28 protein-coding genes are annotated in these 26,510 nt (G+C 74.7%); 26 read left to right on the forward strand and 2 right to left on the reverse strand.

The features are described from left to right. Window positions 1-5: 5 nt before the first annotated feature. Window positions 6-560 carry a transcriptional regulator BldD gene (bldD, locus tag DCS98_RS18650; RefSeq protein WP_116452885.1) on the reverse strand — a complete coding sequence of 185 codons (555 nt, stop codon included), beginning with the start codon at window positions 558-560 and terminating at the stop codon, window positions 6-8. Between the two features lie 251 nt (window positions 561-811). Between bldD and pyrR the strand changes: the two genes are divergently transcribed. From pyrR to DCS98_RS18770, 24 genes are all read left to right on the forward strand, one after another. Next, entirely contained in the window at window positions 812-1,411 is a 600-nt protein-coding gene (pyrR, locus tag DCS98_RS18655; RefSeq protein ID WP_116452886.1) for a bifunctional pyr operon transcriptional regulator/uracil phosphoribosyltransferase PyrR, read from the forward strand. Beyond that, window positions 1,408-2,331: an aspartate carbamoyltransferase catalytic subunit gene (locus tag DCS98_RS18660; protein ID WP_116452887.1), complete on the forward strand. Its 924-nt coding sequence runs from the start codon at window positions 1,408-1,410 to the stop codon at window positions 2,329-2,331. Before pyrR ends, DCS98_RS18660 begins: the two co-directional genes overlap by 4 nt. Continuing rightward, window positions 2,328-3,617, forward strand: a complete 1,290-nt coding sequence (locus DCS98_RS18665) for a dihydroorotase (RefSeq protein ID WP_116452888.1) — start codon at window positions 2,328-2,330, stop codon at window positions 3,615-3,617. The genes DCS98_RS18660 and DCS98_RS18665 overlap by 4 nt, the downstream gene beginning before the upstream one ends. Continuing rightward, a complete protein-coding gene (gene carA / locus DCS98_RS18670; protein ID WP_116452889.1) occupies window positions 3,614-4,729 on the forward strand; it encodes a glutamine-hydrolyzing carbamoyl-phosphate synthase small subunit in 1,116 nt (371 codons plus the stop codon). Before DCS98_RS18665 ends, carA begins: the two co-directional genes overlap by 4 nt. After that, window positions 4,716-8,009 carry a carbamoyl-phosphate synthase large subunit gene (gene carB, locus DCS98_RS18675; RefSeq protein WP_116452890.1) on the forward strand — a complete coding sequence of 1,098 codons (3,294 nt, stop codon included), beginning with the start codon at window positions 4,716-4,718 and terminating at the stop codon, window positions 8,007-8,009. Before carA ends, carB begins: the two co-directional genes overlap by 14 nt. After that, a complete protein-coding gene (locus tag DCS98_RS18680; RefSeq protein WP_206340336.1) occupies window positions 8,006-8,881 on the forward strand; it encodes a dihydroorotate dehydrogenase electron transfer subunit in 876 nt (291 codons plus the stop codon). Before carB ends, DCS98_RS18680 begins: the two co-directional genes overlap by 4 nt. 5 nt (window positions 8,882-8,886) lie before the next feature. Further along, window positions 8,887-9,816: a dihydroorotate dehydrogenase gene (locus DCS98_RS18685; protein ID WP_241038341.1), complete on the forward strand. Its 930-nt coding sequence runs from the start codon at window positions 8,887-8,889 to the stop codon at window positions 9,814-9,816. Continuing rightward, a complete protein-coding gene (gene pyrF, locus DCS98_RS18690; RefSeq protein WP_116452891.1) occupies window positions 9,813-10,628 on the forward strand; it encodes an orotidine-5'-phosphate decarboxylase in 816 nt (271 codons plus the stop codon). Before DCS98_RS18685 ends, pyrF begins: the two co-directional genes overlap by 4 nt. Then, the gene (locus DCS98_RS18695) at window positions 10,625-10,933 is read left to right on the forward strand and encodes a hypothetical protein (RefSeq protein ID WP_116452892.1); all 309 of its coding nucleotides are present in this window, start codon (window positions 10,625-10,627) and stop codon (window positions 10,931-10,933) included. The genes pyrF and DCS98_RS18695 overlap by 4 nt, the downstream gene beginning before the upstream one ends. Before the next feature lie 317 nt (window positions 10,934-11,250). Further along, complete coding sequence (gene mihF / locus DCS98_RS18700; protein ID WP_116452893.1) at window positions 11,251-11,580, forward strand: integration host factor, actinobacterial type; 330 nt, start codon at window positions 11,251-11,253, stop codon at window positions 11,578-11,580. A 36-nt stretch (window positions 11,581-11,616) separates the two neighbouring features. Beyond that, window positions 11,617-12,204, forward strand: coding sequence for a guanylate kinase (gene gmk / locus DCS98_RS18705; RefSeq protein ID WP_206340337.1), 588 nt, complete (start codon window positions 11,617-11,619; stop codon window positions 12,202-12,204). A gap of 76 nt (window positions 12,205-12,280) precedes the next feature. Beyond that, the gene (gene rpoZ / locus DCS98_RS18710) at window positions 12,281-12,544 is read left to right on the forward strand and encodes a DNA-directed RNA polymerase subunit omega (protein ID WP_012949163.1); all 264 of its coding nucleotides are present in this window, start codon (window positions 12,281-12,283) and stop codon (window positions 12,542-12,544) included. Window positions 12,545-12,677: 133 nt separating this feature from the next. Continuing rightward, window positions 12,678-13,904 carry a bifunctional phosphopantothenoylcysteine decarboxylase/phosphopantothenate--cysteine ligase CoaBC gene (coaBC, locus tag DCS98_RS18715; RefSeq protein ID WP_206340338.1) on the forward strand — a complete coding sequence of 409 codons (1,227 nt, stop codon included), beginning with the start codon at window positions 12,678-12,680 and terminating at the stop codon, window positions 13,902-13,904. Window positions 13,905-13,971: 67 nt separating this feature from the next. Next, window positions 13,972-15,168 carry a methionine adenosyltransferase gene (metK, locus tag DCS98_RS18720; protein WP_116452896.1) on the forward strand — a complete coding sequence of 399 codons (1,197 nt, stop codon included), beginning with the start codon at window positions 13,972-13,974 and terminating at the stop codon, window positions 15,166-15,168. Between the two features lie 38 nt (window positions 15,169-15,206). Then, entirely contained in the window at window positions 15,207-17,162 is a 1,956-nt protein-coding gene (locus DCS98_RS23955; protein WP_116452897.1) for a primosomal protein N', read from the forward strand. A gap of 8 nt (window positions 17,163-17,170) precedes the next feature. Next, window positions 17,171-17,896, forward strand: a complete 726-nt coding sequence (locus tag DCS98_RS18730; protein ID WP_116452898.1) for an aspartate/glutamate racemase family protein — start codon at window positions 17,171-17,173, stop codon at window positions 17,894-17,896. After that, window positions 17,893-18,438 carry a peptide deformylase gene (def, locus tag DCS98_RS18735; RefSeq protein ID WP_116452899.1) on the forward strand — a complete coding sequence of 182 codons (546 nt, stop codon included), beginning with the start codon at window positions 17,893-17,895 and terminating at the stop codon, window positions 18,436-18,438. Before DCS98_RS18730 ends, def begins: the two co-directional genes overlap by 4 nt. After that, on the forward strand, window positions 18,375-19,364 hold the full coding sequence (fmt, locus tag DCS98_RS18740; RefSeq protein WP_241038343.1) for a methionyl-tRNA formyltransferase: 990 nt from the start codon (window positions 18,375-18,377) through the stop codon (window positions 19,362-19,364). The genes def and fmt overlap by 64 nt, the downstream gene beginning before the upstream one ends. Continuing rightward, window positions 19,361-20,737 (forward strand): RsmB/NOP family class I SAM-dependent RNA methyltransferase, encoded by a 1,377-nt coding sequence (locus DCS98_RS18745; protein ID WP_116452900.1) that lies wholly within the window; start codon window positions 19,361-19,363, stop codon window positions 20,735-20,737. Before fmt ends, DCS98_RS18745 begins: the two co-directional genes overlap by 4 nt. Before the next feature lies 1 nt (window position 20,738). After that, window positions 20,739-21,236, forward strand: a complete 498-nt coding sequence (locus DCS98_RS18750) for a GNAT family N-acetyltransferase (RefSeq protein WP_116452901.1) — start codon at window positions 20,739-20,741, stop codon at window positions 21,234-21,236. A 95-nt stretch (window positions 21,237-21,331) separates the two neighbouring features. Continuing rightward, window positions 21,332-21,721, forward strand: coding sequence for a hypothetical protein (locus DCS98_RS23130; protein ID WP_164704651.1), 390 nt, complete (start codon window positions 21,332-21,334; stop codon window positions 21,719-21,721). Window positions 21,722-21,745: 24 nt separating this feature from the next. Next, the gene (locus DCS98_RS18760) at window positions 21,746-22,336 is read left to right on the forward strand and encodes a DUF2589 domain-containing protein (protein WP_116452903.1); all 591 of its coding nucleotides are present in this window, start codon (window positions 21,746-21,748) and stop codon (window positions 22,334-22,336) included. Next, the gene (locus DCS98_RS18765; RefSeq protein ID WP_116452904.1) at window positions 22,333-23,016 is read left to right on the forward strand and encodes a hypothetical protein; all 684 of its coding nucleotides are present in this window, start codon (window positions 22,333-22,335) and stop codon (window positions 23,014-23,016) included. The genes DCS98_RS18760 and DCS98_RS18765 overlap by 4 nt, the downstream gene beginning before the upstream one ends. Before the next feature lie 10 nt (window positions 23,017-23,026). Then, on the forward strand, window positions 23,027-23,629 hold the full coding sequence (locus tag DCS98_RS18770) for a DUF2589 domain-containing protein (protein ID WP_116452905.1): 603 nt from the start codon (window positions 23,027-23,029) through the stop codon (window positions 23,627-23,629). A 2-nt stretch (window positions 23,630-23,631) separates the two neighbouring features. On the opposite strand, the gene DCS98_RS18775 is transcribed toward DCS98_RS18770, so the two are convergent. Beyond that, window positions 23,632-25,104: an aldehyde dehydrogenase family protein gene (locus DCS98_RS18775; RefSeq protein ID WP_116452906.1), complete on the reverse strand. Its 1,473-nt coding sequence runs from the start codon at window positions 25,102-25,104 to the stop codon at window positions 23,632-23,634. Between the two features lie 97 nt (window positions 25,105-25,201). Here DCS98_RS18775 and rpe point away from each other — a divergent pair, with 97 nt between their 5' ends. Both rpe and ribD read left to right on the forward strand, forming a co-directional pair. After that, a complete protein-coding gene (rpe, locus tag DCS98_RS18780) occupies window positions 25,202-25,873 on the forward strand; it encodes a ribulose-phosphate 3-epimerase (RefSeq protein WP_241038345.1) in 672 nt (223 codons plus the stop codon). Beyond that, the coding region (ribD, locus tag DCS98_RS18785) for a bifunctional diaminohydroxyphosphoribosylaminopyrimidine deaminase/5-amino-6-(5-phosphoribosylamino)uracil reductase RibD (protein ID WP_241038347.1) at window positions 25,870-26,510 on the forward strand (641 nt) is incomplete at its 3' end. The genes rpe and ribD, both read left to right, overlap by 4 nt.

Consider the following 26,510-nt stretch of genomic DNA (forward strand, 5'->3'; position numbering starts at 1 on the left):
CGGGGTCATCGCGGTGAGCGGCGGCGCTCCCAGTTCGGGTCGAGCTCCTCGTCGTCGTCGTCCGGGCCGCCGAAGCCGACGACGCTCTCCATGCCGGGGTTGAGCACGCCCCACTCGATCAGCCGCGAGGTCAGCTCGTCGGGGCTCATGTCGTAGATGATCGCCAGCGACTTCAGGTCCTCGGCGCGGATCGACAGCACCTTGCCGTTGTAGTCGTGGCGCTGCGCCTGGATGGTCGAGGCGTAGCGGGCCAGCGGGCCGGCCTCGTCGGCGGGCAGCGAACCCAGCGACTCGAGGTTCAGCACGATCTTGGTGCTCGAGGTCACCGCGGAGCTCGGCCGCGGGTCGGGCAGCAGCTCGGAGACCGGCACGCCGTAGAACACCGCCAGCTCGGAGAGCCGCTGGACAGTGACCGCGCGGTCGCCGCGCTCGTAGGAGCCGACGACGACTGCCTTCCAGCGGCCGTGCGACTTGTCCTCCACCCCCTGCAGGGACAGACCCTGCTGGTTGCGGATGGCGCGGAGCCGGGCGCCGAGGGCCCGTGAGTAGTCGGTGCTCATCGCTGTCTGCTCACTGTCCGTCGTCTCGGATAGGTCAAGTTGGTCACTGAGCGTACTGGTCGTGGGGTTCCTGCAACAGCAGCAGTCCACTGGTGTGTCAGTGATGTGTCCGCGACGCTGCGTGAGCGGTTGCGGCCCCGGTGCGGCACGGAACGGTCGGCGCGAGGCCGCGCCGGACCGTGCAGTACCGTCGTCGGCGGTCCACCCAGCTCCTTTAACGACCCGTCCAGTGAGGCGGGGAAGGAGGCCACATGGCCGGCTCTCCCGAGCGTGCCCGCGCACAAGCGCCCGGCGCACTGCTCTCCTCCGCCGACGTCGCCCGCGTCGTCGACCGCATGGCCCACCAGCTCATCGAGCGGGCGGCGACGATCGAACCGGGAGCGGTCGACGGCGGCCTCTCCGACCTCGTGCTGGTGGGGATCCCCACCCGCGGTGCGCCGCTCGCGCGCAGGCTCGCCGCGCGCATCGAGGCGTTCACCGGCACCCCGGTCGACGTCGGCACCGCGGACATCACCCTCTACCGCGACGACCTGCGCCTGCGGGGCGTCCGCGCGCTGGAGCCGACCGTGCTGCCCGACGCCGGCATCGACGGCCGGCTCGTGGTCCTGGTCGACGACGTCCTGTTCTCCGGCCGCTCGGTCCGGGCGGCGCTCGACGCCCTCCGCGACCTCGGGCGCCCCCGCAGCGTGCAGCTGGCGGTGCTCGTCGACCGCGGCCACCGCGAGCTGCCCATCCGCGCGGACTTCGTCGGCAAGAACGTCCCGACGTCGCGCAGCCAGCAGGTGCGGGTGCACCTGAGCGAGATCGACGGCACCGACGAGGTCGTCGTCACCGAGGGGGAGGGCGCGTGAAGCGGCACCTGCTGGAGGCGGCCGACCTCGACCGCGACGACGCGACGCTGGTGCTGGACACCGCGGCGCAGATCGACCAGGCGCTGGCCGGCCGCGAGGTCAAGAAGCTCCCCACCCTGCGCGGCCGGACGGTGGTGAACCTCTTCTACGAGGACTCCACGCGCACCCGCATCTCCTTCGAGCTCGCGGCCAAGCGCCTCTCCGCCGACGTCATCAACTTCTCCGCGAAGGGCAGCAGCGTCTCCAAGGGCGAGAGCCTCAAGGACACCGCGCTGACCCTCGAGGCGATGGGCAGCGACGCCATCGTCGTCCGGCACGGCGCCTCCGGGGCCCCGCACCGGCTGGCGAACTGGGTGCGCGGCAGCGTGGTCAACGCCGGCGACGGCACCCACGAGCACCCCACCCAGGCGCTGCTGGACGCCTACACGATCCGGCAGCGGCTGGGCCGGCTCGACGGCGTCCGGGTGGCGATCGTCGGCGACGTCCTGCACAGCCGGGTCGCCCGCTCCAACGTCGGGCTGCTGCACACGCTGGGCGCGGAGGTCACCCTCGTGGCCCCGCCCACGCTGCTGCCCGTCGGCGTCGGCAGCTGGCCGGCCGAGGTCAGCTACGACCTGGACGCCGTGCTGCCCAAGAGCGACGTCGTGATGATGCTGCGGGTCCAGGCCGAGCGGATGAACGCCAGCTTCTTCCCGAGCGCCCGCGAGTACAGCCGCCGCTACGGTCTCGACGCCCGCCGGATGGCCGCGCTGCCCGACGACGCCATCGTCATGCACCCCGGCCCGATGAACCGCGGCATGGAGATCGCCGCCGAGGTGGCCGACTCCGTCCGCTCCACGATCGTCGAGCAGGTCGGCAACGGCGTCTCCGTCCGCATGGCCGTGCTCTACCTGCTGCTCGGAGGCAATGAGCCCGCATGACGAACTACCTGATCAAGGGGGCCAGGCCCTACGGCGGGGACGCCGCCGACATCCTGGTCAAGGACGGCCGGATCGCCGCGATCGGCGACTCTCTGTCCGCCACCGGCGCCGAGGTCGTCGATGCGGCCGGGCTGATCGCGCTGCCCGGCCTGGTCGATCTGCACACCCACCTGCGCGAGCCCGGTCGCGAGGACGCCGAGACGGTCGAGACCGGCAGCCGCGCCGCCGCGCTCGGCGGGTTCACCGCCGTGCACGCCATGGCCAACACCGACCCGGTCGCCGACACCGCCGGCGTCGTCGAGCAGGTCTGGCGGCTGGGCGAGCAGGCCGGCCTGGTCGACGTCGTCCCCGTGGGCGCCGTGACGGTCGGGCTGAAGGGCGAGCGGCTGGCCGAGCTCGGCGCGATGGCCGACTCCGCCGCCCGGGTGCGGGTGTTCTCCGACGACGGGCACTGCGTCAGCGACCCGGCCCTCATGCGGCGCGCGCTGGAGTACGTGAAGGCCCTCGACGGCGTCGTCGCCCAGCACGCCGAGGAGCCACGGCTGACCGCCGGCGCGCAGATGCACGAGGGCGACCGCTCCGCCCGCCTCGGCCTGACCGGCTGGCCGGCGGCGGCCGAGGAGGCGATCATCGCCCGCGACGTGCTGCTCGCCGGGCACGTCGGCGCCCGGCTGCACGTGTGCCACGTGTCGACGGCCGGCTCGGTGGAGATCCTGCGCTGGGCCAAGGGCCGCGGCGTGCAGGTGACCGCCGAGGTGACCCCGCACCACCTGCTGCTCACCGACGCCTGCGCCGAGAGCTACGACCCGGTGTTCAAGGTCAACCCGCCGCTGCGCACGGACGACGATGTGGCAGCCGTGCGGGCCGGCCTGGCCGAGGGCGTCATCGATGCCGTCGCCACCGACCACGCGCCGCACGCCGTCGAGGACAAGGAGAGCGAGTGGGCCCAGGCCCGCCCGGGGATGCTCGGCCTCGAGCAGGCGCTGTCGGTCGTCGTCGAGACGATGGTGGAGACCGGCCTGCTCGACTGGGCCGGCGTCGCCGACCGGATGTCGGTCCGGCCGGCCGCCATCGGCCGGCTGACCGGCCACGGGCGGCCGCTCGCCCCGGGCGAGCCCGCCAACCTGCTGCTGCTGGACCCCGCGCACCGGGCGCCCGTCGACCCGGCCGCGCTGGCCAGCCGCAGCCGCAACAGCCCGTACGCCGGCCGGGAGCTCCCGGGCCGCGTGGTCGCGACGTTCCTGCGGGGGACGCCGACCGTCCTGGACGGAAAGGCAGTCAAGTGAAGGAAGCGCTCCTCGTGCTGGAGGACGGGCGCACGTTCCGGGGCGAGGCCTACGGGGCGACCGGGACGACGGTCGGCGAGGCGGTCTTCGCCACCGGGATGACCGGCTACCAGGAGACGCTGACCGACCCCAGCTACCACCGCCAGGTCGTGGTCATGACCGCCCCGCACATCGGCAACACCGGGGTGAACGGCGAGGACGACGAGAGCCGCCGGATGTGGGTCGCCGGCTTCGTGGTGCGCGACCCCGCGCGCCGCCCGGCGAACTGGCGGGCCACCGGCACGCTCGACGACGAACTGGTCGCCCAGGGCGTCGTCGGCATCAGCGGCATCGACACCCGCGCGCTGACCCGCCACCTGCGCGACCGCGGCGCGATGCGCGTGGGCATCTCCACCGAGCTCGACCAGGACCAGCTGCTCGAGCACGTGCAGGCGGCCGAGAGCATGACCGGCGCGGACCTCGCCCCGCAGGTGAGCACCGACCAGCCCTACGTCGTCCCGGCGGTGGGGGAGAAGCGGTTCACCATCGCCGCGCTCGACCTCGGCATCAAGACCGCGACACCCCGCCACCTGGCCGCCCTGGGCGTCGAGACCCACGTCCTCCCCTCCACGGCGTCCGCCGAGGAGCTGCTGGCCGCGGGCCCGGACGGCGTCTTCCTCTCCAACGGCCCGGGCGACCCCGCCGCCGCCGACTACGCCGTGGAGGCGGTGCGCGGCGTGCTCGACGCCCGCCGTCCGCTGTTCGGCATCTGCTTCGGCAACCAGATCCTGGGCCGCGCGCTGGGCCTGGGCACCTACAAGCTCCGGTTCGGGCACCGCGGCCTCAACCAGCCGGTGCTCGACCGGGTCAGCGGCACCGTCCGGGTGACCAGCCACAACCACGGCTTCGCCGTCGACGCCCCGCTCGACCGGCCCACCGACACCCCGTACGGGCAGGTCGAGGTCAGCCACGTCGGCCTCAACGACGACGTCGTCGAGGGCCTGCGCTGCCTGGAGGTGCCGGCCTTCAGCGTCCAGTTCCACCCCGAGTCGGCGGCCGGGCCGCACGACGCCGCCCCGCTCTTCCAGCGGTTCGTCGACCTGATGGAGGAGCAGCGCCATGCCGAAGCGTGACGACATCGAGCACGTGATGGTGATCGGCTCCGGGCCGATCCTGATCGGCCAGGCGGCCGAGTTCGACTACTCCGGCACCCAGGCCTGCCGGGTCCTGCGCTCGGAGGGTCTGCGGGTCAGCCTGGTCAACAGCAACCCGGCGACGATCATGACCGACCCCGAGGTCGCCGACGCCACCTACGTCGAGCCGCTGACGCCGGAGTTCGTCGAGAAGGTCATCGCCAAGGAGCGGCCCGACGCGCTGCTGGCCACGCTCGGAGGGCAGACGGCGCTCAACATCGCCATCGGCCTGTACGAGAACGGCGTGCTGGAGAAGTACGGCGTCCAGCTCATCGGCGCCGACGTCGACGCGATCAACCGCGGCGAGGACCGGCAGCTGTTCAAGGACATCGTCCGCTCGATCGGCGCCGACGCCCCCCGCTCGACGGTGTGCTCGACCGTCGAGGAGGCGCTGGCCACCGCCGAGGAGGTGGGCTACCCGGTCGTCATCCGGCCGAGCTTCACCATGGGCGGCCTGGGGTCGGGCTTCGCCACCGACGAGGCGATGCTGCGGCGCATGGCCTCCCACGGCCTCGCGGACTCCCCGGTGCACACCGTCCTCATCGAGGAGTCGGTGCTGGGCTGGAAGGAGTACGAGCTCGAGCTGATGCGCGACCGCAGCGACAACGTCGTCGTCATCTGCTCCATCGAGAACATCGACGCGATGGGCGTGCACACCGGCGACTCGGTGACCGTCGCCCCGGCGATGACGCTCACCGACGTCGAGTACCAGAAGATGCGCGACGTCGGCATCGCGGTGCTGCGCGAGGTCGGCGTCGACACCGGCGGCTGCAACATCCAGTTCGCCGTCAACCCCGCCGACGGCCGGCTGGTCGTGATCGAGATGAACCCGCGCGTCTCCCGGTCCTCGGCGCTGGCGTCCAAGGCCACCGGCTTCCCGATCGCGAAGATCGCGGCGAAGCTGGCCATCGGCTACACCCTCGACGAGATCACCAACGACATCACCGGCGTCACCCCGGCCTCGTTCGAGCCGTCGCTGGACTACGTCGTGGTCAAGATCCCCCGGTTCGCGTTCGAGAAGTTCCCCGGCGCCGACCCCCGCCTGACCACGACGATGAAGAGCGTCGGCGAGGTCATGGCCATGGGGCGCAACTTCCCCGAGGCGCTCGGCAAGGCGATGCGCTCCACGGAGACGAAGGTCGCCGGGTTCTGGACCGGCGGCGACGACGCGCGGTCGGCCGAGGAGCTCCTCGACGCGCTGCGCGTCCCCGTCGACGGCCGGCTCTACCTGGCCGAGGCCGCGCTCGCCGCCGGTGCCACCGTCGAGCAGGTCGCCGCCGCCAGCGGGTTCGACCCGTGGTTCGTCGACCAGATCGCGCTCGTCCGCGAGGTCGGCGACGAGGTGCGGAACGCGCCCGCGCTCACGCCGGAGGTGCTGCGCCGGGCCAAGCGGTACGGGCTGTCGGACCGGCAGATCGCGGCGCTGCGGCCCGAGCTGGCCGGTGAGGACGGCGTGCGGTCGCTGCGCTGGCGCCTCGGCATCCGGCCGGTCTACAAGACCGTCGACACGTGCGCGGGCGAGTTCGCCGCCCGCACGCCATACCACTACTCCTCCTACGACGAGGAGACCGAAGTCGAGCCGCGCGAGAAGCCGGCGGTGCTGATCCTCGGCTCGGGTCCGAACCGGATCGGGCAGGGCATCGAGTTCGACTACTCCTGCGTGCACGCCGTCATGGCGCTGCAGGACGCCGGCTACGAGGCCGTGATGGTCAACTGCAACCCGGAGACGGTCTCGACCGACTACGACACGGCCAACCGGCTGTACTTCGAGCCGCTCACCTTCGAGGACGTCCTCGAGGTCGTCGAGGCCGAACGGGCGGCCGGCCCGGTGGCCGGGGTCATCTGCACCCTCGGCGGGCAGACACCGCTCGGCCTGGCCCAGCGGCTCAAGGACGCCGGGGTGCCCGTGCTGGGCACGTCGCCCGAGGCGATCGACGACGCCGAGCACCGCGGCGCGTTCTCGCGGGTGCTGGCCGACACCGCTCTCCGCGCGCCGGAGCACGGCACCGCGACCACCTTCCCCGAGGCCGCGGAGATCGCGGCGCGCATCGGCTACCCGGTGCTGGTCCGCCCGTCCTACGTCCTCGGCGGGCGCGGTATGGAGATCGTCTACGACGACGCCACGCTCGAGGCCTACATCGCCAAGGCCACCGACGTCAGCGCGGCCCACCCGGTGCTGGTCGACAGGTTCCTGGAGGACGCCGTCGAGATCGACGTCGACGCCCTCTACGACGGGACCGACCTGTACCTGGGCGGGGTCATGGAGCACATCGAGGAGGCCGGCATCCACTCCGGCGACTCGGCGTGCGCCCTGCCGCCGATCACGCTGGGGTCGGCCGACCTGCTGAAGATCCGGGCGGCGACGGAGAAGCTCGCCGCCCGGATCGGGGTGCGCGGGCTGATCAACGTCCAGTACGCGATCAAGGACGACATCCTCTACGTCATCGAGGCCAACCCACGGGCCAGCCGCACGGTGCCGTTCGTCTCCAAGGCGACCGCCGTCCAGCTGGCCAAGGCGGCGGCCCGGATCGCGGTGGGGGAGACCATCGCCTCGCTCCGCACCGCCGGCGTCCTGCCGGCGACCGGGGACGGGACGGACCTCCCCGAGCACGCGCCGATCGCGGTCAAGGAGGCGGTGCTGCCCTTCCACCGGTTCCGCACGGTGGAGGGCCACGGGGTCGACACCGTCCTCTCGCCGGAGATGAAGTCCACCGGCGAGGTGATGGGGCTCGACACCCAGTTCGGTACTGCCTTCGCGAAGTCGCAGGCGGCCGCCTACGGCTCGCTGCCCACCGGCGGCACGGTGTTCGTCTCGCTGGCCAACCGCGACAAGCGCTCGGCGATCTTCCCGATCAAGCGGCTGGCCGACCTCGGATTCCGCGTCCTCGCCACCACCGGCACGGCGCAGGTGCTGCGCCGCAACGGGGTCGACGCCGAGGTGGTCGGCAAGTTCAGCGAGGGCCCGGGCAACGTCGTGGAGCGGATCCTCGCCGGCGAGGTCGACATCGTCGTCAACACGCCCTTCGGATCGCCGGGCAACAGCGGCCCTCGGCTCGACGGGTACGAGATCCGCACCGCCGCGGTGGCCGCCGGGATCCCCTGCATCACGACGGTCCCCGGGATGGCCGCGGCCGTGCAGGGCATCGAGGCGCTGCGCGGCGGCGACATCGGTGTCCGGAGCCTGCAGGAGGTCCACGCGGCGCTCGGGGCGCAGCGGTGAGCTCCCTGACCACGCCGGCTCCCCGGGCGGCGCACCGGCCGGTGCAGCGCATCGTCGAGGTGGCGCGCCGGCGGCCGGTCGGGGCCTACGTCGAGCTGGTGCTCGCCGCCCCCGAGATCGCCGAGCGGACGGAGCCGGGGCAGTTCGTGGCATTCGCCGTCGGCGGCGGCACCTCCGCCCACCTGCTACGCCGCTCGATCGCGATCGCCGGGGCCGGGAACGGGGAGGTGACCGTCGTGGTCGCCCCGCACGGGCCCGGCTCCACGTGGCTGGCCGGGCTGCGGGTGGGCGATCCCGTCGACGTCGTCGGGCCGCTGGGCCGGCCCTATCCGGTGCCGGCGCCGGGCACCCCGGCGCTGCTGGTCGGGGGCGGCTACGGCGCGGCGGCGCTCGTCGGGCTCGCCGCGCACCTCCGGGAGGCGGGGTCCACGGTGACCGCCGTCTGCGGGGCGGCGTCCGCCGACCGGCTCTCCTCGGTCGACGAGCTGGGTGCGCTGGGCGAGGTCGTCGTGACGACCGACGACGGCAGCGCCGGGCGGCAGGGGTGGGTCACCGACGCCGTGGCCGACCTCGTCGGCCGGGTCGGCGTCGTCTACGCCTGCGGGCCCATGGGGATGCTCCGCGCGGTCGCCGAGCAGGCCACCGCGGCGGGAGTCCCCTCCTACGTGGCGGTGGAGGAGTCGATGGCCTGCGGGATCGGGGTGTGCATGACCTGCGTGCTGCCGGTCGTCGGGGAGGACGGCCGCACCCGGTTCGCCCGGTCCTGCACCGAGGGGCCGGTGTTCGGCGGCGACCGGGTGCGCTTCGCCGACGTCGGGACACTCCCGTGGGACGTCGTGGGCGCCGACGCGATGGGGGTGGTGGCACCGTGACGGCGGTGGAGACTGCGGTCGACATGTCGACGGCGCTGGGCTGGGCCCCCGTCCCGAGCCCGGTGCTCACGGCGTCGGGCTGCTCGGCGAACGGGGCGGAACTCGAGCCCTTCGTCGACCTCACCGCGATCGGGGCGGTGGTCACCAAGTCGATCCAGCTCCGGCCGCGGTCGGGGCGGCCCACCCCGCGCATGGCCGAGACGCCGAGCGGGATGCTCAACTCCATCGGCCTGCAGGGCCCCGGCATCGACGGCCTCCTCGCCGACGACCTGCCGTGGCTGGCCGAGCGGGGCGTGCGCGCCTTCGTCTCCATCGCCGGCACGCGGGTCGAGGACTTCGCCGAGCTCGCGCAGCGGCTGCGCGGCGTCCCGGGCGTCCTGGGCCTCGAGGTGAACATCAGCTGCCCGAACGTGGAGAGCCGCGGCGAGGTGTTCGCCTGCGACCCGGTCGCGGCCTCCGACGTCGTCTCCGCCGTGCGGGCCGCTGCCGACCCGGCCCAGCCGGTCTACGCCAAGCTCAGCCCGGACGTCACCGACATCGTCGGCGTCGCCCGCGCCGTCACCGACGCGGGCGCCGACGGCCTGTCCATGATCAACACGCTGCTCGGACTGGTCATCGACCCCGACACGATGCGGCCGGTGCTCGGCGGGGTGACCGGAGGTCTCTCGGGCCCCGCGATCCGCCCGGTCGCGCTGCGTTGCGTGTGGCAGGTGCACCAGGCGCTGCCCGACGTGCCGATCCTCGGGATGGGCGGCATCCGCAGCGGCCTGGACGCGCTGCAGTTCGTCCTCGCCGGGGCCTCGGCGGTCTCCGTGGGGACGGCCGTCTTCAACGATCCGTCGGCGGTCGCCCGGGTGCACGACGAGCTCGCGGCGGCGCTCGCCGAGCGGGGCTTCGGCAGCCTGCGCGAGGCCGTCGGGTACGCGCACCGGTGAGCGCCACCTTCGGCGTGCGGCTCGCCGACGCCGTGGCCGCCCGCGGGCCGCTGTGCGTCGGGATCGACCCGCACGCCCCGCTCCTGGAGCGGTGGGGGCTGCCGGACTCGCCCGAGGGCCTGGCCCGCTTCACCGACGCCGTCGTCGACGCACTGGCGGGTTCGGTGGCCGTCCTCAAGCCGCAGCTGGCCTTCTACGAGCGGCACGGCTCGCGGGGCATCGCGGTGCTGGAGGGCGCCGTCGTCCGTGCGCGGGCAGCCGGCGCGCTGGTGCTGCTGGACGCCAAGCGCGGTGACATCGGCTCGACGATGGACGCCTACGCCGACTACCTGCGCCCCGAGCACCCGCTGCACGTCGACGCCATGACGGTGAGCCCCTACCTCGGGCCCGGCTCGCTCCAGCCGGCGGTCGACACCGCCCGCGCCCACGGTGGCGGGCTGTTCGTGCTGGCCCGCACGTCCAACCCCGACGCCGGCACCTTCCAGCACGCGGTGCTCGGCGACCGCACGGTGGCCCAGGCGGTCGTGGACACCGTGGGCGGCTGGAACGCCGAGGACGCCGGACCCGGCTCCTTCGGCGTGGTCGTCGGCGCCACCCTGCCCGAGCTGGACGTCGACCTCGCCCGGCTCGGCGGACCGGTGCTCGCGCCGGGGCTGGGCGCGCAGGGCGGCTCGGTGGCCGACCTGCGCCGCCTGTTCGGCAGCGACGTCCCCGTCGTCCCCACCGTGTCGCGCGACGTGCTGGCCGCGGGCCCCGACCGGGCCGCGCTGCGGGCGGCCGCCGACCGGTGGACGGCGGAGCTCGCGGGGTGAGGCAGGCGCTGCCGGCGCTCCTGGCCGCGCTGGGTGCCGCGCTGGTCGTGGCGGGGGTGGCGGTCTTCTGGCGGGCGAACACCGTGGGCTGGGTGGGGTACGGCGGCAGCTATGCGCCCCTGGAGCCCGGATCGGCGTACGAGAGCCGGCTCACCCTCGAGGTCGACCGGTCCTGGACGGTGCTCTGGACCGGCGGTCACCTCGTCGGCGCGCTGCTGCTCGTGCTCGGTCTGCTGGTCCTCGCCGCGACGGGCGGGTGGCTGCTCGGGCGGCGGTCGCGCAGGGGGAGTGGCGGCGCGGCCTGACCGGCGTGTCGTCTCCCGGCGTGTCGCGGCGGTGGCCGCACGGGATCCTCCGCGTGGCGGCACGGTGCCCCATGTGGAACGAGACCGAACGGTTCCGATCCCCACCTGCGCCGATCACCGATCGTCACCGCGTAGGTGAACGCCGTGCGAACGGCTACGACACGCGAGCAGCGGGATTCCGCGCGGGGGTGCGCGTGACCAGCGGATTTGCCGGGAACTAGGTTGGTCGTGAGGCTCAGAGGCGAGCCGCTTCCTACGACTCCCGGACGACGACTGACCGGCCGAACCCGCGCCGGCACCGACACGATTGGGTCGCCATGCCTTTGCCTGACCTTTCCCCCGAACAACGCGCAGCAGCCCTCGAGAAGGCCGCCGCGGCGCGCAAGGCCCGCGCCGAGCTGCGCGAGCGGCTCAAGAGCAAGGGCGCCACCGTCGGCGACGTCCTGAAGCAGGGCGAGACCGACGAGGTGATCGGCAAGATGCGCGTCTCCGCGGTCCTCGAGTCCCTGCCCGGAGTCGGCAAGGCACGGGCTGCGAAGATCATGGAGCGCCTCGAGATCTCCCCGACCCGTCGCGTGCGCGGGCTCGGCGCCAACCAGCGCAAGGCGCTGGAGGCCGAGTTCGCGGACGAGAAGGTCGAGCCCTGAGGCGCCCCGGATAGCTGGATCGGACGAGGACGGCGAGTGGTTTCAGGCACTGCGGCACGGCTGACCGTGCTGTCCGGCCCCTCGGGGGTCGGCAAGGGCACGGTGGTCGCCGAGGTCCGGCGTCGGCATCCCGACGTCTGGTTGTCGGTGTCGGTGACCACCCGCCGTCCCCGCCCGGGCGAGGTCGACGGCGTGCACTACCACTTCGTGGACGACGCGGAGTTCGACCGGCTGGTCGCCACCGACGGTCTGCTCGAGTGGGCCGAGTACGCCGGCAACCGCTACGGCACGCCCGTCGCCCCGCTGAAGGAGCGGTTGGCGACCGGCGCCCCGGCCCTGCTGGAGATCGAGCTGCAGGGCGCCCGCCAGGTCCGGGCGCGCGATCCGCTGGCGCAGCTGGTATTCCTGGCCCCGCCCTCGTGGGCCGAGCTGGTCAGCCGGCTGGCCGGCCGGGGCTCGGAGCCGCCGGCCGTGCAGGAGCGCCGGCTGGCCCTCGCCCAGGCCGAGCTGGACGCCTCCGGGGAGTTCGACGTGGTCGTGGTCAACGACGACGTGGCCCGGGCCGCGGACGAATTGGTAGGATTGCTGACTGCGCCCTCGCCCGGCCTCGTGCCAGGGGAGTAGCGCCCACGAGGAAGAGCGTCGCCGGTCGTCCCGCCGGCCGCTTCCTCCCGCCATCGAATGAGGAGCACGCCCGCCCGTGTCCGGAGTCGCACCTGCCCCCGAGGGCATCACCAACCCGCCGATCGACGAGCTGCTCGAGCGCACCAGCAGCAAGTACGGCCTGGTCATCTTCGCCGCCAAGCGCGCGCGCCAGATCAACGCCTACTACAGCCAGCTCTCCGAGGGCCTGCTGGAGTACGTCGGCCCGCTGGTCGACACCGCCCCGCAGGAGAAGCCGCTGTCGATCGCGCTGCGCGAGATCAACGAGGGTCTGCTGACCCACACCGCCGGCGAGAACTGAGGAAGGACCCCCTCGCCCCCCACCGCTCGCTCCGCTCACGGAGGGACCCTGCGGGGGGCCGTTCCATCCCTTTCTGGTGACGCCCCCGGCCTTCGGCCGGGGGCGTCGTCGTGCGTGGGGGAGGATGAGCGTCGTGAGTTCGATCGTGCTGGGTGTCAGCGGGGGAGTGGCGGCCTACAAGGCCGCTGTCGTGCTGCGCGCCTTCACCGAGGCCGGTCACGACGTGCGCGTGGTCCCGACGCCCGGGGCCCTGCACTTCGTCGGCGCCGCCACCTTCGAGGCGCTGTCGGGCAACCCCGTCACCACCGACGTGTGGTCCGACGTCCCCGAGGTCGCGCACGTGCGCATCGGGCAGCACGCCGACCTGGTCGTGGTGGCGCCGGCGACCGCCGACCTGCTCGCCCGCGCCGCCGCGGGCCGCGCCGACGACCTGCTCACCGCCACGCTGCTCACGGCCTCCTGCCCGGTCGTCTTCGTCCCGGCCATGCACACCGAGATGTGGCTGCACCCGGCGACGCAGGACAACGTCGCCACGCTGCGCCGCCGCGGGGCGGTCGTGCTGCCCCCGGCCGTCGGCCGCCTGACCGGCCCGGACTCGGGCCCCGGGCGGCTGCCCGAGCCCGCCGACATCGCCGCGCTGGCCACCGTCGTGCTCGAGCACGGCGCCGCTGCCCTCGCCCAGGACCTGGCCGGCACGCGGGTGGTCGTCAGCGCCGGTGGCACCCGGGAGCCGCTGGACCCGGTCCGCTACCTCGGCAACCGTTCCTCGGGCAAGCAGGGCTGGGCGCTGGCCCGCGTGGCCGCGGCCCGGGGTGCGGACGTGGTCCTGGTGGCCGCGAACGTGGAGCTCCCGGCACCGTTCGGCGTGCGCGTGGTCCCGGTCGGCACGGCCGAGGAGCTGCGCACCGCCATGCGCACGGAGGCCAAGGAGGCCGACGTCGTCGTGATGAGCGCGGCGGTGGCCGACTTCCGCCCCGCCAGCGTCGCCACCGCCAAGCTCAAGAAGGACTCGGCGAGCGAGCCGGGATCGGTGGCCCTGGTGCGCAACCCCGACGTCCTCGCGGAGCTGGTGGCCGAGCGCCCGGCCGGTCAGCTCGTCGTCGGGTTCGCCGCCGAGACCGGCGACGACGACGCCGACGTGCTCACCCACGCCCGCGCCAAGCTGGCGCGCAAGGGCTGCGACCTGCTCGTCGTCAACGACGTGTCGGCCGGCCAGGTCTTCGGGCGGCCCGACAACAGCGTCGTCGTCCTGGCGGCCGACGGCTCGGCCACGGAGGTCCCGCGCGGGAGCAAGGACGCCGTCGCCGTCGGCATCTGGGACGCCGTGGCGCCGCGTCTCGTGGACCGCGGCCGAACCTGACAGCCCGCGCCGGTAACGTTCGCACCGAGTTACCCGCCCACCCACCCCCGTCCTCAGGGAGTACCGAGTGCCACGCCGTCTCTTCACCTCCGAGTCGGTCACCGAGGGCCACCCGGACAAGATCGCCGACCAGATCAGCGACTCGATCCTGGACGCCATGCTCGCGCAGGACCCGCGCAGCCGGGTGGCCGTGGAGACCATGATCACCACGGGGCAGGTGCACATCGCCGGTGAGGTGACCACCGCCGGCTACGTCGACATCGCCTCGATCGTCCGCGACACCGTGCTGCGCATCGGCTACGACTCCTCGCGCAAGGGCTTCGACGGCGCCTCCTGCGGCGTCAGCGTGTCCATCGGTGCCCAGTCGCCCGACATCGCGCAGGGCGTCGACACCGCCTACGAGGCCCGCACGTCGGGCTCGGCCGAGGACGAGATCGAGCGCCAGGGCGCCGGCGACCAGGGCCTGATGTTCGGCTACGCCACGGACGAGACCCCCGAGCTCATGCCCCTGCCGATCGCGCTGGCCCACCGCCTCGCGCGCCGGCTGTCGGCCGTCCGCAAGGACGGCTCGGTGCCCTACCTGCGGCCCGACGGCAAGACCCAGGTCACGGTGGTCTACGAGGACGACCAGCCGGTCGCCGTCGACACCGTCGTGGTCTCCTCGCAGCACGCCGAGGACATCTCGATCGAGCAGCTGCTCGCCCCCGACATCCAGGAGCTCGTCGTCGAGCCGGAGCTGGCCGCCCTCGGGCTGCCCACCACCGGCTACCGCCTGCTGGTGAACCCGACCGGCAAGTTCGTGATCGGCGGCCCGATGGGCGACGCCGGCCTCACCGGCCGCAAGATCATCGTCGACACCTACGGCGGCATGGCCCGCCACGGCGGCGGCGCCTTCTCGGGCAAGGACCCGTCGAAGGTGGACCGCTCCGGCGCGTACGCGATGCGCTGGGTCGCGAAGAACGTCGTCGCCGCAGGGCTGGCCCGCCGCTGCGAGGTGCAGGTCGCCTACGCGATCGGCGCCGCCCACCCGGTCGGTCTCTTCGTCGAGACGTTCGGCACGGGCATGGTGCCGACCGACGTCCTGGAGAAGGCGATCAGCACCGTCTTCGACCTGCGGCCGGGCGCGATCGTGCGCGACCTCGACCTGCTGCGGCCGATCTACGCGCCGACCGCCGCCTACGGCCACTTCGGCCGCACCGACGTCGAGCTGCCCTGGGAGCGCGTGGACCGCGTCGACGCCCTGCGCGCGGCCGTGGGCGCCTGACGACGGGTCCTTCCACCGACGACCCGGGCCGCCCGCAGGTGGCCCGGGTCGTCGTCGACGTGCCGCTGGCGCACCTCGACCGGCCGTTCGACTACGCCGTCCCGGAGAAGCTCGCCGGCACCGTGCAGGCCGGCTGCCGGGTGCGGGTGCGCTTCAGCGGGCAGCTCGTCGACGGGTTCGTGCTCGAGCTCGCGGACTCCACCGAGTTCACCGGCCGGCTGATGCCGCTGGCGCACGTCCCGTCGGGGGAGCCCGTCCTCACCCCGCAGGTGGCCCGGCTGCTGCGGGTCATCGCCGACCGGTACGCCGGCACGATGAGCGACGTCCTGCGCCTGGCCGTGCCACCGCGCCGGGCGGCGGCGGAGAAGAAGCCGACGCCGACGCCGGAGTCGTTGCCGGGCCCACCCGAGCCCGCGGGCTTCGCCCGCTACCCGGCCGGCCCCGCCCTCCTGGACGCCCTGGCGGAGGGGCGCCCGGCGCGTGCGGTGTGGACGGCGCTCCCGGGCGAGGACTGGCCCGCCCGTCTGGTCGAGCTCTGCCGGGCCACGCTGGCGGGACGGCGGGGCGCGCTGGTCGTCGTCCCGGACGGCAAGGACCTGGACCGGCTCGAGACCGCCGCCGCCCGGCTGCTGCCCGAGCACGCCTGCACGGTGCTGCGCGCCGACGACTCGCCCGAGAAGCGCTACCGGCGGTTCCTGGCCGCCTCCCGCGGCGCCGCGCAGGTGGTGCTCGGCACCCGCGCGGCGATGTTCGCCCCCGTCCGGGACCTCGGCCTGGTCGTCGTCTGGGACGACGGCGACGACCTGCACTCCGACGAGCACGCGCCCTACCCGCACGCGCGTGACGTGCTGGTGCAGCGGGCGTACCTGGACAACTGCGCCGCCGTCGTCGCCGGGACGTCGCGCACCGCGGAGGCCGAGCTGCTGGTGGAGTCCGGCTGGGCCCACGAGCTGGTCGCCGACCGCGCCGTGCTCCGGTCGTCCGCGCCTCGGGTGCAGGCGCTCGGCGAGGACTTCGAGCTGGCCCGGGACCCCGCGGCCCGCTCCGCGCGCCTGCCGTCCCTCGCGCACGAGGCCGCCCGCAAGGCCCTGGCCGCCGGGGCGCCCGTGCTGGTGCAGGTACCGCGCCGCGGCTACGTGCCGTCGCTGGCGTGCGCCCGCTGCCGGGCCCCCGCACGCTGCGCCCACTGCTCCGGGCCGCTGGGGATCTCGCCCCGCCCCGGTCCGGGCGGCACCCGGATACCGGCCTGCCGGTGGTGCGCTCGGCCGGCCGCCACGTTCGACTGCCCGCACTGCCACGGCACGAAGCTGCGGGCCTCGGTCGTGGGGGAGTCGCGGACGGCCGAGGAGCTGGCCCGCGCCTTCCCCGGCGCTGCCGTGCGCACCTCGGGCAGCACGTCCGGCGTGCTCGCGACGGTTCCCGGCGGGCCCGCCCTCGTGGTGGCGACGCCCGGAGCCGAGCCGGTGGCCGAGGGCGGCTACGGCGCCGCGCTGCTGCTCGACTCGTGGGCGTTGCTCGGCCGCGCCGACCTCCGGGCCGGCGAGGAGACGCTGCGCCGCTGGATGAACGCCGCGGCGCTGGTGCGGCCGGCGTCGTCCGGGGGACTGGTCGTCGTCGCGGCCGACGCCGCGCACCCCGTCGTCCAGGCGCTGGTCCGCTGGGATCCCGCGTGGCTGGCGGCGCGGGAGCTCGCGGACCGGCGGGAGCTCGGCTTCCCGCCGGCGACGCGGATGGCCTCGCTCACCGGGTCACCGGCGGCGCTCGCCGAGTTCCTGGAGGCGTTGCGGCTCCCGGACACGGCCGACCTGCTCGGCCCGGTGCCCGAGCGGCCGCGGCCGGGGCAGGAGGGAGAGCGGGAGCGCTACCTCGTGCGGGTGCCGCGGAGCGAGGGGGGCGTGCTGGCCCACGCGCTCGCCGAGGTGCAGGGCGTGCGCAGCGCCAAGAAGTCCCCGGAGCACGTCCGGGTGCAGCTCGACCCGCTCGAGCTGGTCTGATCACCGGTATGAGGACGATCGGGCTGCTGGGCGGGATGAGCTGGGAGAGCAGCGCGCTGTACTACCGGCTCCTGAACGAGGCCGTGCGCGAGCAGCTGGGCGGGCTGCACTCGGCGCGGTGCGTGCTGCTGTCGGTGGACTTCGCCGGGATCGAGCGGCTGCAGGCCTCCGGCGACTGGGCTCGTGCCGGCGAGCTGCTGGCGACCGACGCCCGCTCGCTGCAGGCGGCGGGGGCGGACCTGGTCGTCCTGTGCACCAACACCATGCACACCGTCGCCGACGCGATCACCGCGGCGATCGACGTCCCGTTCCTGCACATCGGCGACACCACCGCGGAGGCGGTCGCCGCGGCAGGGCTGACCCGGATCGGCCTGCTCGGCACGCGGTACACGATGGAGCAGCCGTTCCTGGCCGACCGGCTCTCGGCCGCCGGGCTGGAGGTCCTGGTCCCCGACGAGGCCGACCGCGACCTGGTGCACCGGGTCATCTACGAGGAGCTCGTGCTCGGCGTCGTCCGGGACGGGTCCCGACGGGCGTACCAGCAGGTGGTCGACCGGCTGGTCGCCCGTGGGGCGCAGGGCGTGGTGCTCGGCTGCACGGAGATCGAGCTGCTGATCGGCCCCGACGACGTCGACGTCCCGACCTTCCCGACGACCGCCCTGCACGCCGCGGCGGCCGTCCGGGCCGCGCTGGCACCGGCGCCCTCAGCGGGGCCACCTACGATCGTCGGGTGAGCGTCACCCCCATCCGGCTGATGGGCGACCCCGTCCTGCGGACGCCGGCCGCCCCCGTGGCCGACTTCGACACGGAGCTGCGGCAGCTCGTCGCCGACCTGACCGAGACCATGTTCGCCGCGGGCGGTGCCGGCCTGGCAGCGCCGCAGATCGGCGTGGGTCTGCGCGTCTTCACCTGGTACGTCGACGGCGAGGTCGGGCACCTGGTCAACCCGGACGTCGTGCCGGTGGGCGAGGAGGAGCAGATCGACGCGGAGGGCTGCCTGTCGATCCCGGGCTACCGCTGGGACTGCCGGCGCCACCTGCACGTCGTCGCCAGCGGGTGGAACATGCACGGCGACCCGGTCCGCATCGAGGGCTCGGAGCTGCTGGCCCGTGCCATCCAGCACGAGACCGACCACCTCGACGGCGTCCTGTTCGTCGACCGGCTCGACCCCGACGCGCGGGCGGCCGCGCTGGCCGAGCTCGAGGCCGCCGAGTGGGCGGGCATGGCCGCCTGGCTGCCCGCACCGCCGCCCGTCGTCAAGGTGAGCCCCCACTGAAGCTCCTCTTCGCCGGCACGCCGGCACCGGCCGTCCCCTCGCTCGACGCGCTGCTCGCGTCCGGGCACGAGGTCGTCGCCGTCCTCACCCGGCCCGACGCCCGCTCCGGCCGTGGCCGGAGGGTCAGCCGCTCACCCGTGGCGGAGCGTGCCGACGAGGCCGGTCTGCCGGTCCTCCAGCCGCGGTCGCCGCGGGAGCCGGAGTTCCTCGAGCAGCTGGCCGGGCTGGGCGTCGACTGCGCCCCCGTCGTCGCCTACGGCGCGCTGGTCCCGCAGGCGGCGCTGGACCTCCCCGCGCACGGCTGGGTCAACCTGCACTTCTCGCTGCTGCCTGCCTGGCGCGGCGCCGCCCCCGTCCAGCACGCGATCATGGCCGGCGACGAGATCACCGGCGCGTCGACGTTCCGTCTCGAGGCGGGCCTCGACACCGGGCCCGTCTTCGGCACCGTCACCGAGGCCATCGGCCCGCGGGACACCGCCGGCGACCTGCTCGGGCGCCTGGCGGTCAGCGGCGCGGAACTGCTGGTCGCGACGCTGGACGGCATCGCCGCCGGCACCCTGGTCGCGCAGCCGCAGCCCGCCGACGGCGTGAGCCTGGCGCCGAAGGTGGAGCCCGCCGACGCGCGGGTCGACTGGTCGCTGCCGGCCCACGTGGTCGACCGCCGGGTCCGCGGGGTGACCCCGGCACCCGGCGCCTGGACGACGTGGCGCGGCGACCGCCTCCGCCTCGGCCCGGTCGAGCCGCTCCCCGCCGCGCTCGGGCTCGAGCCGGGTGAGGTCTCCGCCGCCCCGTCGGGCGTCCTGGTCGGCACCGGGCGGGGCGCCGTCCGGCTCGGTGACGTCCAGCCGGCCGGGAAGCGCATGTTCCCCGCCACCGACTGGGCCCGCGGGGCGCGGTTCGAGCCCGGCGAGCGGGTGGGCGCGTGAGCCCCCGCCCCGCCGGCCGCCGGCACCCCGCCACCCGTCGTCCCCGGCTCGACGGCGCCCGGCTGACCGCCTACGACGTCCTGGACGGCGTCTCCTCGCGCGGCGCCTTCGCCAACCTGCTGCTGCCCCAGCTGCTGCGGGAACGGCCCGAGCTCGACGCGCGTGACGCCGCCTTCGCCACCCAGCTGGCCTACGGCACGCTGCGGGCGCAGGGCACCCTCGACGCGATCCTCGCCGGGCTGGTCTCGCGCCCGCTGGCCGACCTGGACCCGCGGGTGCTCGACCTGCTCCGGCTCGGCACCCACCAGCTGATCGACCTGCGGGTGCCCTCGCACGCCGCCGTCGACACCAGCGTCGACCTGACCCGCGCGATCGTGGGGCCCGGAGCCGCCGGGCTCGTCAACGCGGTCCTGCGCAAGGTCGCCGCGGGCGGGGACCGCGAGCAGTGGCTGGCCGCCCTCGGCGGGGACGCCGAGCGGCGGCTGGCCCTCGCGACCGACCACCCGCGCTGGATCGTCGACGCCTGGCGGGACGCGCTGGGTGCCGACGACGAGCTGGAGCCGGCCCTGCTCGCCGACGACGTCGCACCGGAGGTCCACCTGGTCGCGCGGCGCACCGGGCGCGACGCCCTGGTGGCGGAGTCGGGCGGCGAGCCCGGCCCGTGGTCGCCCTACGCGGTGCGCCTGCCCGGCGGCGGCGACCCCGGGCGGCTGGCCTCGGTGCGGTCGGGCGTGGCCGCCGTGCAGGACGAGGGCAGCCAGCTGGCCGCTCTGCTGCTCGCCCGCGCACCGCTCGAGGGCCGCGACGAGGCCTGGCTGGACATGTGCGCCGGGCCCGGTGGCAAGGCCGGACTCCTGGCCGCCGTCCGGCCGGCCGGCGTGCGGCTGACCGCCGCCGACCGGGCGCCGCACCGCGCCGACCTGGTGCGCACGACGCTGGCCGGCGAGGCCGACGTCGAGGTGCTGGCCGCCGACGGCCGAGAGGCACCCTGGGCCGCAGGGGCCTTCGACCGCGTGCTGCTCGACGCGCCCTGCACGGGCCTCGGAGCGCTCCGGCGCCGCCCGGAGGTGCGCTGGCGCCGCACCGAGGAGGACGTCGTCCCGCTCGTGGAGCTGCAGCTCGAGCTGCTGGCGGGCGCGCTGGCGTCGGTCCGGCCGGGCGGGGTGGTCGCCTACGTGACCTGCTCCCCGCACACCGAGGAGACGACGGGGGTCGTCGACGTCGCCGCGGCGCGCGACGACGTCGAGGTGCTCCCGGTGGCGCCGCTCTTCCCCGAGGTACCGGGCATCAGCCGCGGTGACTACGGCCAGCTGTGGCCGCACCGGCACGGCACCGACGCGATGTTCATGGCCCTGCTCCGCAGGGTGCGCTGACATGGGCTGGCTCCCCGAGGACTTCGCGCACCCGCTGCGCGTCGAGCTGCCGACCGGGCACCACCTGCGTCCCATCCGCGCCGACGACGTGGACATCGACTTCCCGGCCGTCATGGGCTCGCGCGAGCGGCTCTGGGGCATCTACGGCGAGGCGTGGGGCTGGCCGCCGGCGACGATGACGCCCGACGAGGACCGCGACGACCTCGCCCGGCACGAGCGCGAGATCGAGGCGCACGAGAGCTTCAACTACGCCCTCCTCGACGAGGCCGAGAGCGAGCTGCTCGGCTGCGTCTACGTCGACCCGCCCGAGAAGGACGGCGACGCCGACGCCGAGGTGTCCTGGTGGGTGGTCGACAGGCTCGTGGGCAGCGAGGTCGAGCGGGCGCTCGACGCGTTCGTGCCCGCGTGGCTGGCGGGGGAGTGGCCGCTGCGCCGTCCCCGCTACGTCGGGCGCGACCTCTCCTGGGCGGAGTGGATCGCCCTGCCCGACCGGGACTGACCGGAACGAGGCCGTCCGCTCCGCCGTGGCGGAGTGCCTTGTCCGCCGCCCGCGGCGGTCCCCATACTCGCCGGCAGGCTCGTGGGGGAGGCACGATGGCGAGCACCGGCCGGTCGTCGCGCGCGGTGGGTCGCCCGCGCCGCGAGCACCCTCCGGACGCGCTGGCCGCCGCCACCGCGGTGTGGACGTCGGTGTCCGCCGGGCTGGAGTCGGCGCGCTATGCCGAGGCCGGCGCCGAGTACGCCAAGCTCAGCGCGCTGCTGATCCAGCAGCGGACGGCCCAGGGACTCGCCGGCGCGCCCCCGGACGAGCGGTGGACCGAGCTGTCGCGGGCCGCCCAGCGCGCGCTCGACCTCCTGGAGCCCCTGCTGGGCGCCGCCCGGCTGCTGGCGACGGCGCCGGCCCCGGTCCGCGCTCCCTCCCGCCGTCGCTCACCGTCCACCCCACCAGCACCCGCCCAGCGGACGGCGGGGAAGAGGTCCTGACCCCGAGCGCGAAGGAGCACCGTCATGCCGATCAACATCGGGCAGGAGATGGCCCTGCCCATGGAGCAGATCATCGGCGGCCCCCTGCAGGCGGTGGTCAAGGCCCAGGCGCTGGCGGCGTCCAGCACCGTCGACTTCATCCAGCAGGTGGGCCTGAACCCGGCTCCGGGCGGTGGCGGGGCGCAGACCGCGCGGACGGTGGACTTCTCCTTCCAGCGGCGGGTGCCGGCCCGCGAGGACGACGACGGCCCCAGCGACGTCCTCACCACGGAGACCGTCGCGCTCACCGTGCCCCTGCTGACCGTCGTCCCGGTGCCGTTCATCCGGGTCAAGGAGGCGACCGTCGACTTCGAGGCGCAGGTCAGCAGCAGCACCCTGAACACCACCGACTCGACGTTCGGCATCAGCGCGGAGGCCTCGGGCGGCTTCTGGGGCGTGAAGTTCACCGTGAAGGCGAACTACACGCGCAACACGAAGAGCTCCGACCAGGTCAACAGGTCCTCGACGCTCAAGGTGCACGTCTACGCCGTGCAGGACGAGATCCCGGCCGGTCTCGACCGCGTCCTCACGATCCTGCAGACGGCGATCGACGACGGCGTGGACGCGCCCGCGTGAGCGTCGAGTTCGGCGATGCGGTGTCGGCGCTGGCGTCCTCGCTGGTCGCCGCGCGCCGTGCCCTGGACGCGGCCACCGCCGAGCTGTCGGCTGCCTACGCGGCCGACGAGCGGCTGCGCTCGCTGCCCGTGCCGGCCTTCGCGCTGGCCGAGGCGCACTTCGACGTCCCGTACGTGGTCGACTCCGTGGAGGAGGTCGGCCCGCCGCGGCTGGAGCTGCCGCGACGGCCGGTCGTCGCCATCGGCGAGCGGGAGATGGCCTCGCTCCTGCGCGGCGTCGGCGCCGACGTCGGGGCGCGGCTGCAGCAGCTGGTCGACCAGCACGCCCGGCTGCGGGACCTCTACGACCGCGCCCGCGACGACCCGGAGTCGATGCGCGACGAGCGGGTGCCCGAGCCCGTCCGGCTCTCCCGCGCGGACCTCGCCGCGCTGCGCGCGTCGGCCAGCGGCCCGGCTCGCGAGCAGCTCACCGCGGTCGTCCGCGACGTGCAGGAGCTGCAGAAGCTGCTGCAGGACGTCGCCCAGAAGAGCCGGCCGACGCAGCGGGTGTTCATCCGGCTGGATGCCGACTCGCTGTCCGGCGTCCCGCCGGAGCAGATCCAGCGCGCGTCCCTGACCTTCCGGGACGTGCCCAAGGCCATGGTCGACGTCGGCGGCGAGCCCGTCGTCGTCCCGGACTGAGGGGGACGCCGTGGCCGAACCGGTGAGCGGGACCGCGCGGCTCGTCGAGGACTACCTCGGCTCGACGCTCGGGTCGTTGGTCAAGGCGCAGGGGCTCCTGTCGAGCCAGCTGGCCGAGTTCGTCGAGCGCGTCGGCTTCGAGCCGGCCGAGGACGACGACGCCCCGCTGCGGGCGCGCACCTTCAGCTTCGCCTTCGAGCGCACCGAGGTGGACGGCGAGGAGTTCGTGACCAGGCGGGTCACCGCCTCGCTGCCGCTGCTCAGCATCGTCAGCCTGCCGTCGCTGGCGATCGACGCGGCCGACGTCCAGATGGACCTGCGCATCGTGGCGACCGAGGCACCGCCCGACCCGCCCGAGCCGGAACCGCGGCCGCCGGGCCGGCCGCCCGGCGGACCGCTGGTCCCGCCGGTGCGGCCGCCCCTGCGGATGTGGGCGATCCCGGTGCGGCCGGCGCCCCTGCCGCTCCCCGGTCGCCCGGCGGCACCCGACCCGGCGACCGTCGGCAGCATCCGCGTCTCGGTGACCCTGCGCCGGCTCGACCTGCCCCTCGGGCTGGAGCGGGTCGAGCGCCTGCTGAACGAGGGCTACCGGGAGGAGATCGACGAGGCCTGAGCTCAGAAGGGGAACGCCCGCTTCGTGTGCTGGACGCTCACCCAGTGGTCGGTGGTGAACTCCTCGATCGCCCACTCCCCGCCGAAGCGGCCCAGGCCCGACTCCTTCTCGCCCCCGAACGCGGTGTTGTTCTCGTCGTTGAGCGGCGAGTCGTTGACGTGGGTCATGCCGGCCTCGACCCGCAGCGCGAAGTCGACGCCGCGCGCGACGTCCCGGGTGAAGACGGCGCTGGACAGGCCGTACTCGGTGTCGTTGGCGATGGCCAGGGCGTCGTCCTCGTCGCGGGCGCGGATGATCGTCGCGACCGGGCCGAAGACCTCCTGCCGCGCGGTCGCGACGTCGTTGGTGCCGAGCAGCACGTGCGGGGGCAGCACCGAGCCGATGGGGCCGGTCGGGTCGCCGCCGAGGAGCTGCTCCGCGCCGTCCTCCCGCGCCTTCGCCACCTTCTCCTGGATCCCCTCCAGCTGCTTGTGGTTGATGATCGGGCCGATCACGGTGTCGCCCTCGCGCGGGTCGCCGGCCTTGAGCCCGCGCACCCGCTCGACGTAGCGCTCGACGAACTCGTCGTGCACGCCGGCGTCCACCACGATCCGGTTGGTGATCATGCAGACCTGGCCCTGGTGGAAGAACTTCCCGAACACCGCGGCGTCGACGGCGTACCCGAGGTCGGCGTCGTCCAGCACGACCAGGGGCCCGTTGCCGCCGAGCTCCAGCGAGAGCTTCTTCAGCCCGGCCTTCTCGGCGATGCCCTTGCCCACCGGCGTCGACCCGGTGAAGGAGACGACCCGCGGGGTGGGGTGCGACACGATCGCGTCGCCGATGTCGGAGCCGGAGCCGATCACGACCGACAGCAGCCCCTCGGGCAGCCCGGCCTCCTCGTACACCTTGGCCAGCAGCAGGCCGCCGGTGACCGGGGTGTCGCCGGCCGGCTTGAGGACGACGGCGTTGCCGAGGGCCAGCGCCGGGGCGACCGAGCGGTTGGACAGGTGCATCGGCACGTTCCACGGGCTGATCACCGCCACGACGCCGACCGGACGCCGGTAGACGCGGCTCTCCTTGCCCTCGATGTCGGCGGGGAGGATCCGGCCCTCGACGCGGTACGGATAGGACGACGCCTCGTGGAAGTCGCGGAGGGTGATGGCGTACTCGAACTCGGCCGCGGGGGCGGCGGCGCCGCTCTCGCGGATGTGCCAGTCGACGATCTCGTCCTTGCGCGCCTCCATGATCCGGGCGGCGCGGCGCATCACCTCGGCGCGCTCGGAGGGGAGCCGGGCGGCCCAGTCGCGCTGCGCCTCCTTCGCGCGGGCGTAGGCCTCGTCGAGGTCGTCGGCGTCGGCCAGCGGGATCTCGGTGAGCGTCTCGCCGGTGTAGGGGTCGGTGTCGGTGGCCGTCTTGCCGGAGCGTCCGGCGCGCCAGGTGCCGGCGATGGGCATGCGGTCGAAGCCGTCGTACAGGGTGGGGGTGGCGTCAGGCATGCGTCGCCCCCTACCCGGCCGGGCGCAACGGACACCCGGCCCCGCCCTCGTCCACGCCGGGGAACGGCGGGAAGCCGCCCACCTAGACTCGGCGGACGTGTCCCGGGAACCGTTGATCGCCCCCAGCCTCCTGTCGGCGGACTTCGCGCGCCTCGGCGAGGAGGCACAGCGGGTCGCCGACGCCGACTGGCTGCACTTCGACGTGATGGACGCGCACTTCGTGCCGAACCTGACCTTCGGCCTCCCGGTGATGGCGGCGCTGCAGAAGGTCAGCCCCGTGCCGCTGGACTGCCACCTCATGATCGAGGACCCCGGACGCTGGGCGCCGGGCTACGCCGAGGCCGGGGCGCGCAACGTCACCATCCACGCCGAGGCGACCGCCGACCCCCGCGCGGTGGCGCGCGACATCCGGGCCGCCGGTGCCCTGGCCGGCCTGGCGATCAAGCCCGGCACCCCGCTGGAGGACCACCTCGACGTCCTCCGCGACTTCGACACGCTGCTGGTCATGAGCGTCGAGCCGGGCTTCGGCGGGCAGTCGTTCATCGCCGACGTCCTGACCAAGGTGGCGACGGCGCGGCGGCTGGTGGACGCCGGCGACATGACGCTGCTCGTCGAGATCGACGGCGGCATCAACGCCGACACCATCGAGCAGGCGGCCGAGGCGGGCGTCGACATGTTCGTCGCGGGCTCGGCCGTCTACGGCGCCGAGGACCCCGGCACGGCCATCGCCGCGCTTCGCGCGCAGGCCGCCGCGGCGATGCGCGGGTGAGCACCAGCGGCGCCGAGCGCGACGCCATGGCCCGGGCGCGCGAGTCCAGCGCCATCTCCCGGGCGCGCGAGTCCAGCGCCATGGCCCGAGCGCGCGAGTCCAGCGCCATGGCCCGGGCGCGCGAGCTCGGTACGTCCGTGCTGGGCACCACCAGCCCCAACCCCGCCGTCGGTGCCGTCGTCCTCGATGCGGACGGCGTCCCGGTGGGGGAGGGCGCCACCGCGCCGCCCGGCGGGCCGCACGCCGAGATCGCCGCCCTCGCGCAGGCCGGGCCGCGGGCGCGCGGCGGGACCGTGGTCGTCACCCTCGAGCCGTGCGCGCACACCGGCCGGACCGGCCCGTGCGCCGACGCGCTGATCGAGGCCGGCGTCGCGCGGGTCGTCGTCGCCGTCCCCGAGCCCACCGAGCCGGCCGGAGGCGGTGCCGACCGCCTGAGGGCCGCCGGCGTCGAGGTCGAGGTGGGCGTCGAGCGCGAGGCCGCCGAGGCCGGCGCCCTGGCCGGGTGGCTGACCGCCGTCCGCGAGCAACGGCCCTTCGTGGTGTGGAAGGTCGCCGCCACCCTCGACGGCCGGGTCGCCGCGGCCGACGGCAGCAGCCGGTGGATCACCGGCGAGCAGGCGCGCCCCCCGCTCCACCG

Origin of the sequence: Blastococcus litoris (assembly GCF_003075095.1) — a bacterium.
Lineage (GTDB): Bacteria > Actinomycetota > Actinomycetes > Mycobacteriales > Geodermatophilaceae > Blastococcus_B > Blastococcus_B litoris.

Bases quoted from the DNA above. Each gene is read 5' to 3' on its own strand.
- bldD (WP_116452885.1), bottom strand. From the start codon at position 560: ATGAGCACCGACTACTCACGGGCCCTCGGCGCCCGGCTCCGCGCCATC.
- pyrR (WP_116452886.1), top strand. From the start codon at position 812: ATGGCCGGCTCTCCCGAGCGTGCCCGCGCACAAGCGCCCGGCGCACTG.
- DCS98_RS18665 (WP_116452888.1), top strand. From the start codon at position 2,328: ATGACGAACTACCTGATCAAGGGGGCCAGGCCCTACGGCGGGGACGCC.
- carB (WP_116452890.1), top strand. From the start codon at position 4,716: ATGCCGAAGCGTGACGACATCGAGCACGTGATGGTGATCGGCTCCGGG.
- mihF (WP_116452893.1), top strand. From the start codon at position 11,251: ATGCCTTTGCCTGACCTTTCCCCCGAACAACGCGCAGCAGCCCTCGAG.
- DCS98_RS18730 (WP_116452898.1), top strand. From the start codon at position 17,171: ATGAGGACGATCGGGCTGCTGGGCGGGATGAGCTGGGAGAGCAGCGCG.
- DCS98_RS18750 (WP_116452901.1), top strand. From the start codon at position 20,739: ATGGGCTGGCTCCCCGAGGACTTCGCGCACCCGCTGCGCGTCGAGCTG.
- DCS98_RS23130 (WP_164704651.1), top strand. From the start codon at position 21,332: ATGGCGAGCACCGGCCGGTCGTCGCGCGCGGTGGGTCGCCCGCGCCGC.
- DCS98_RS18760 (WP_116452903.1), top strand. From the start codon at position 21,746: ATGCCGATCAACATCGGGCAGGAGATGGCCCTGCCCATGGAGCAGATC.
- DCS98_RS18775 (WP_116452906.1), bottom strand. From the start codon at position 25,104: ATGCCTGACGCCACCCCCACCCTGTACGACGGCTTCGACCGCATGCCC.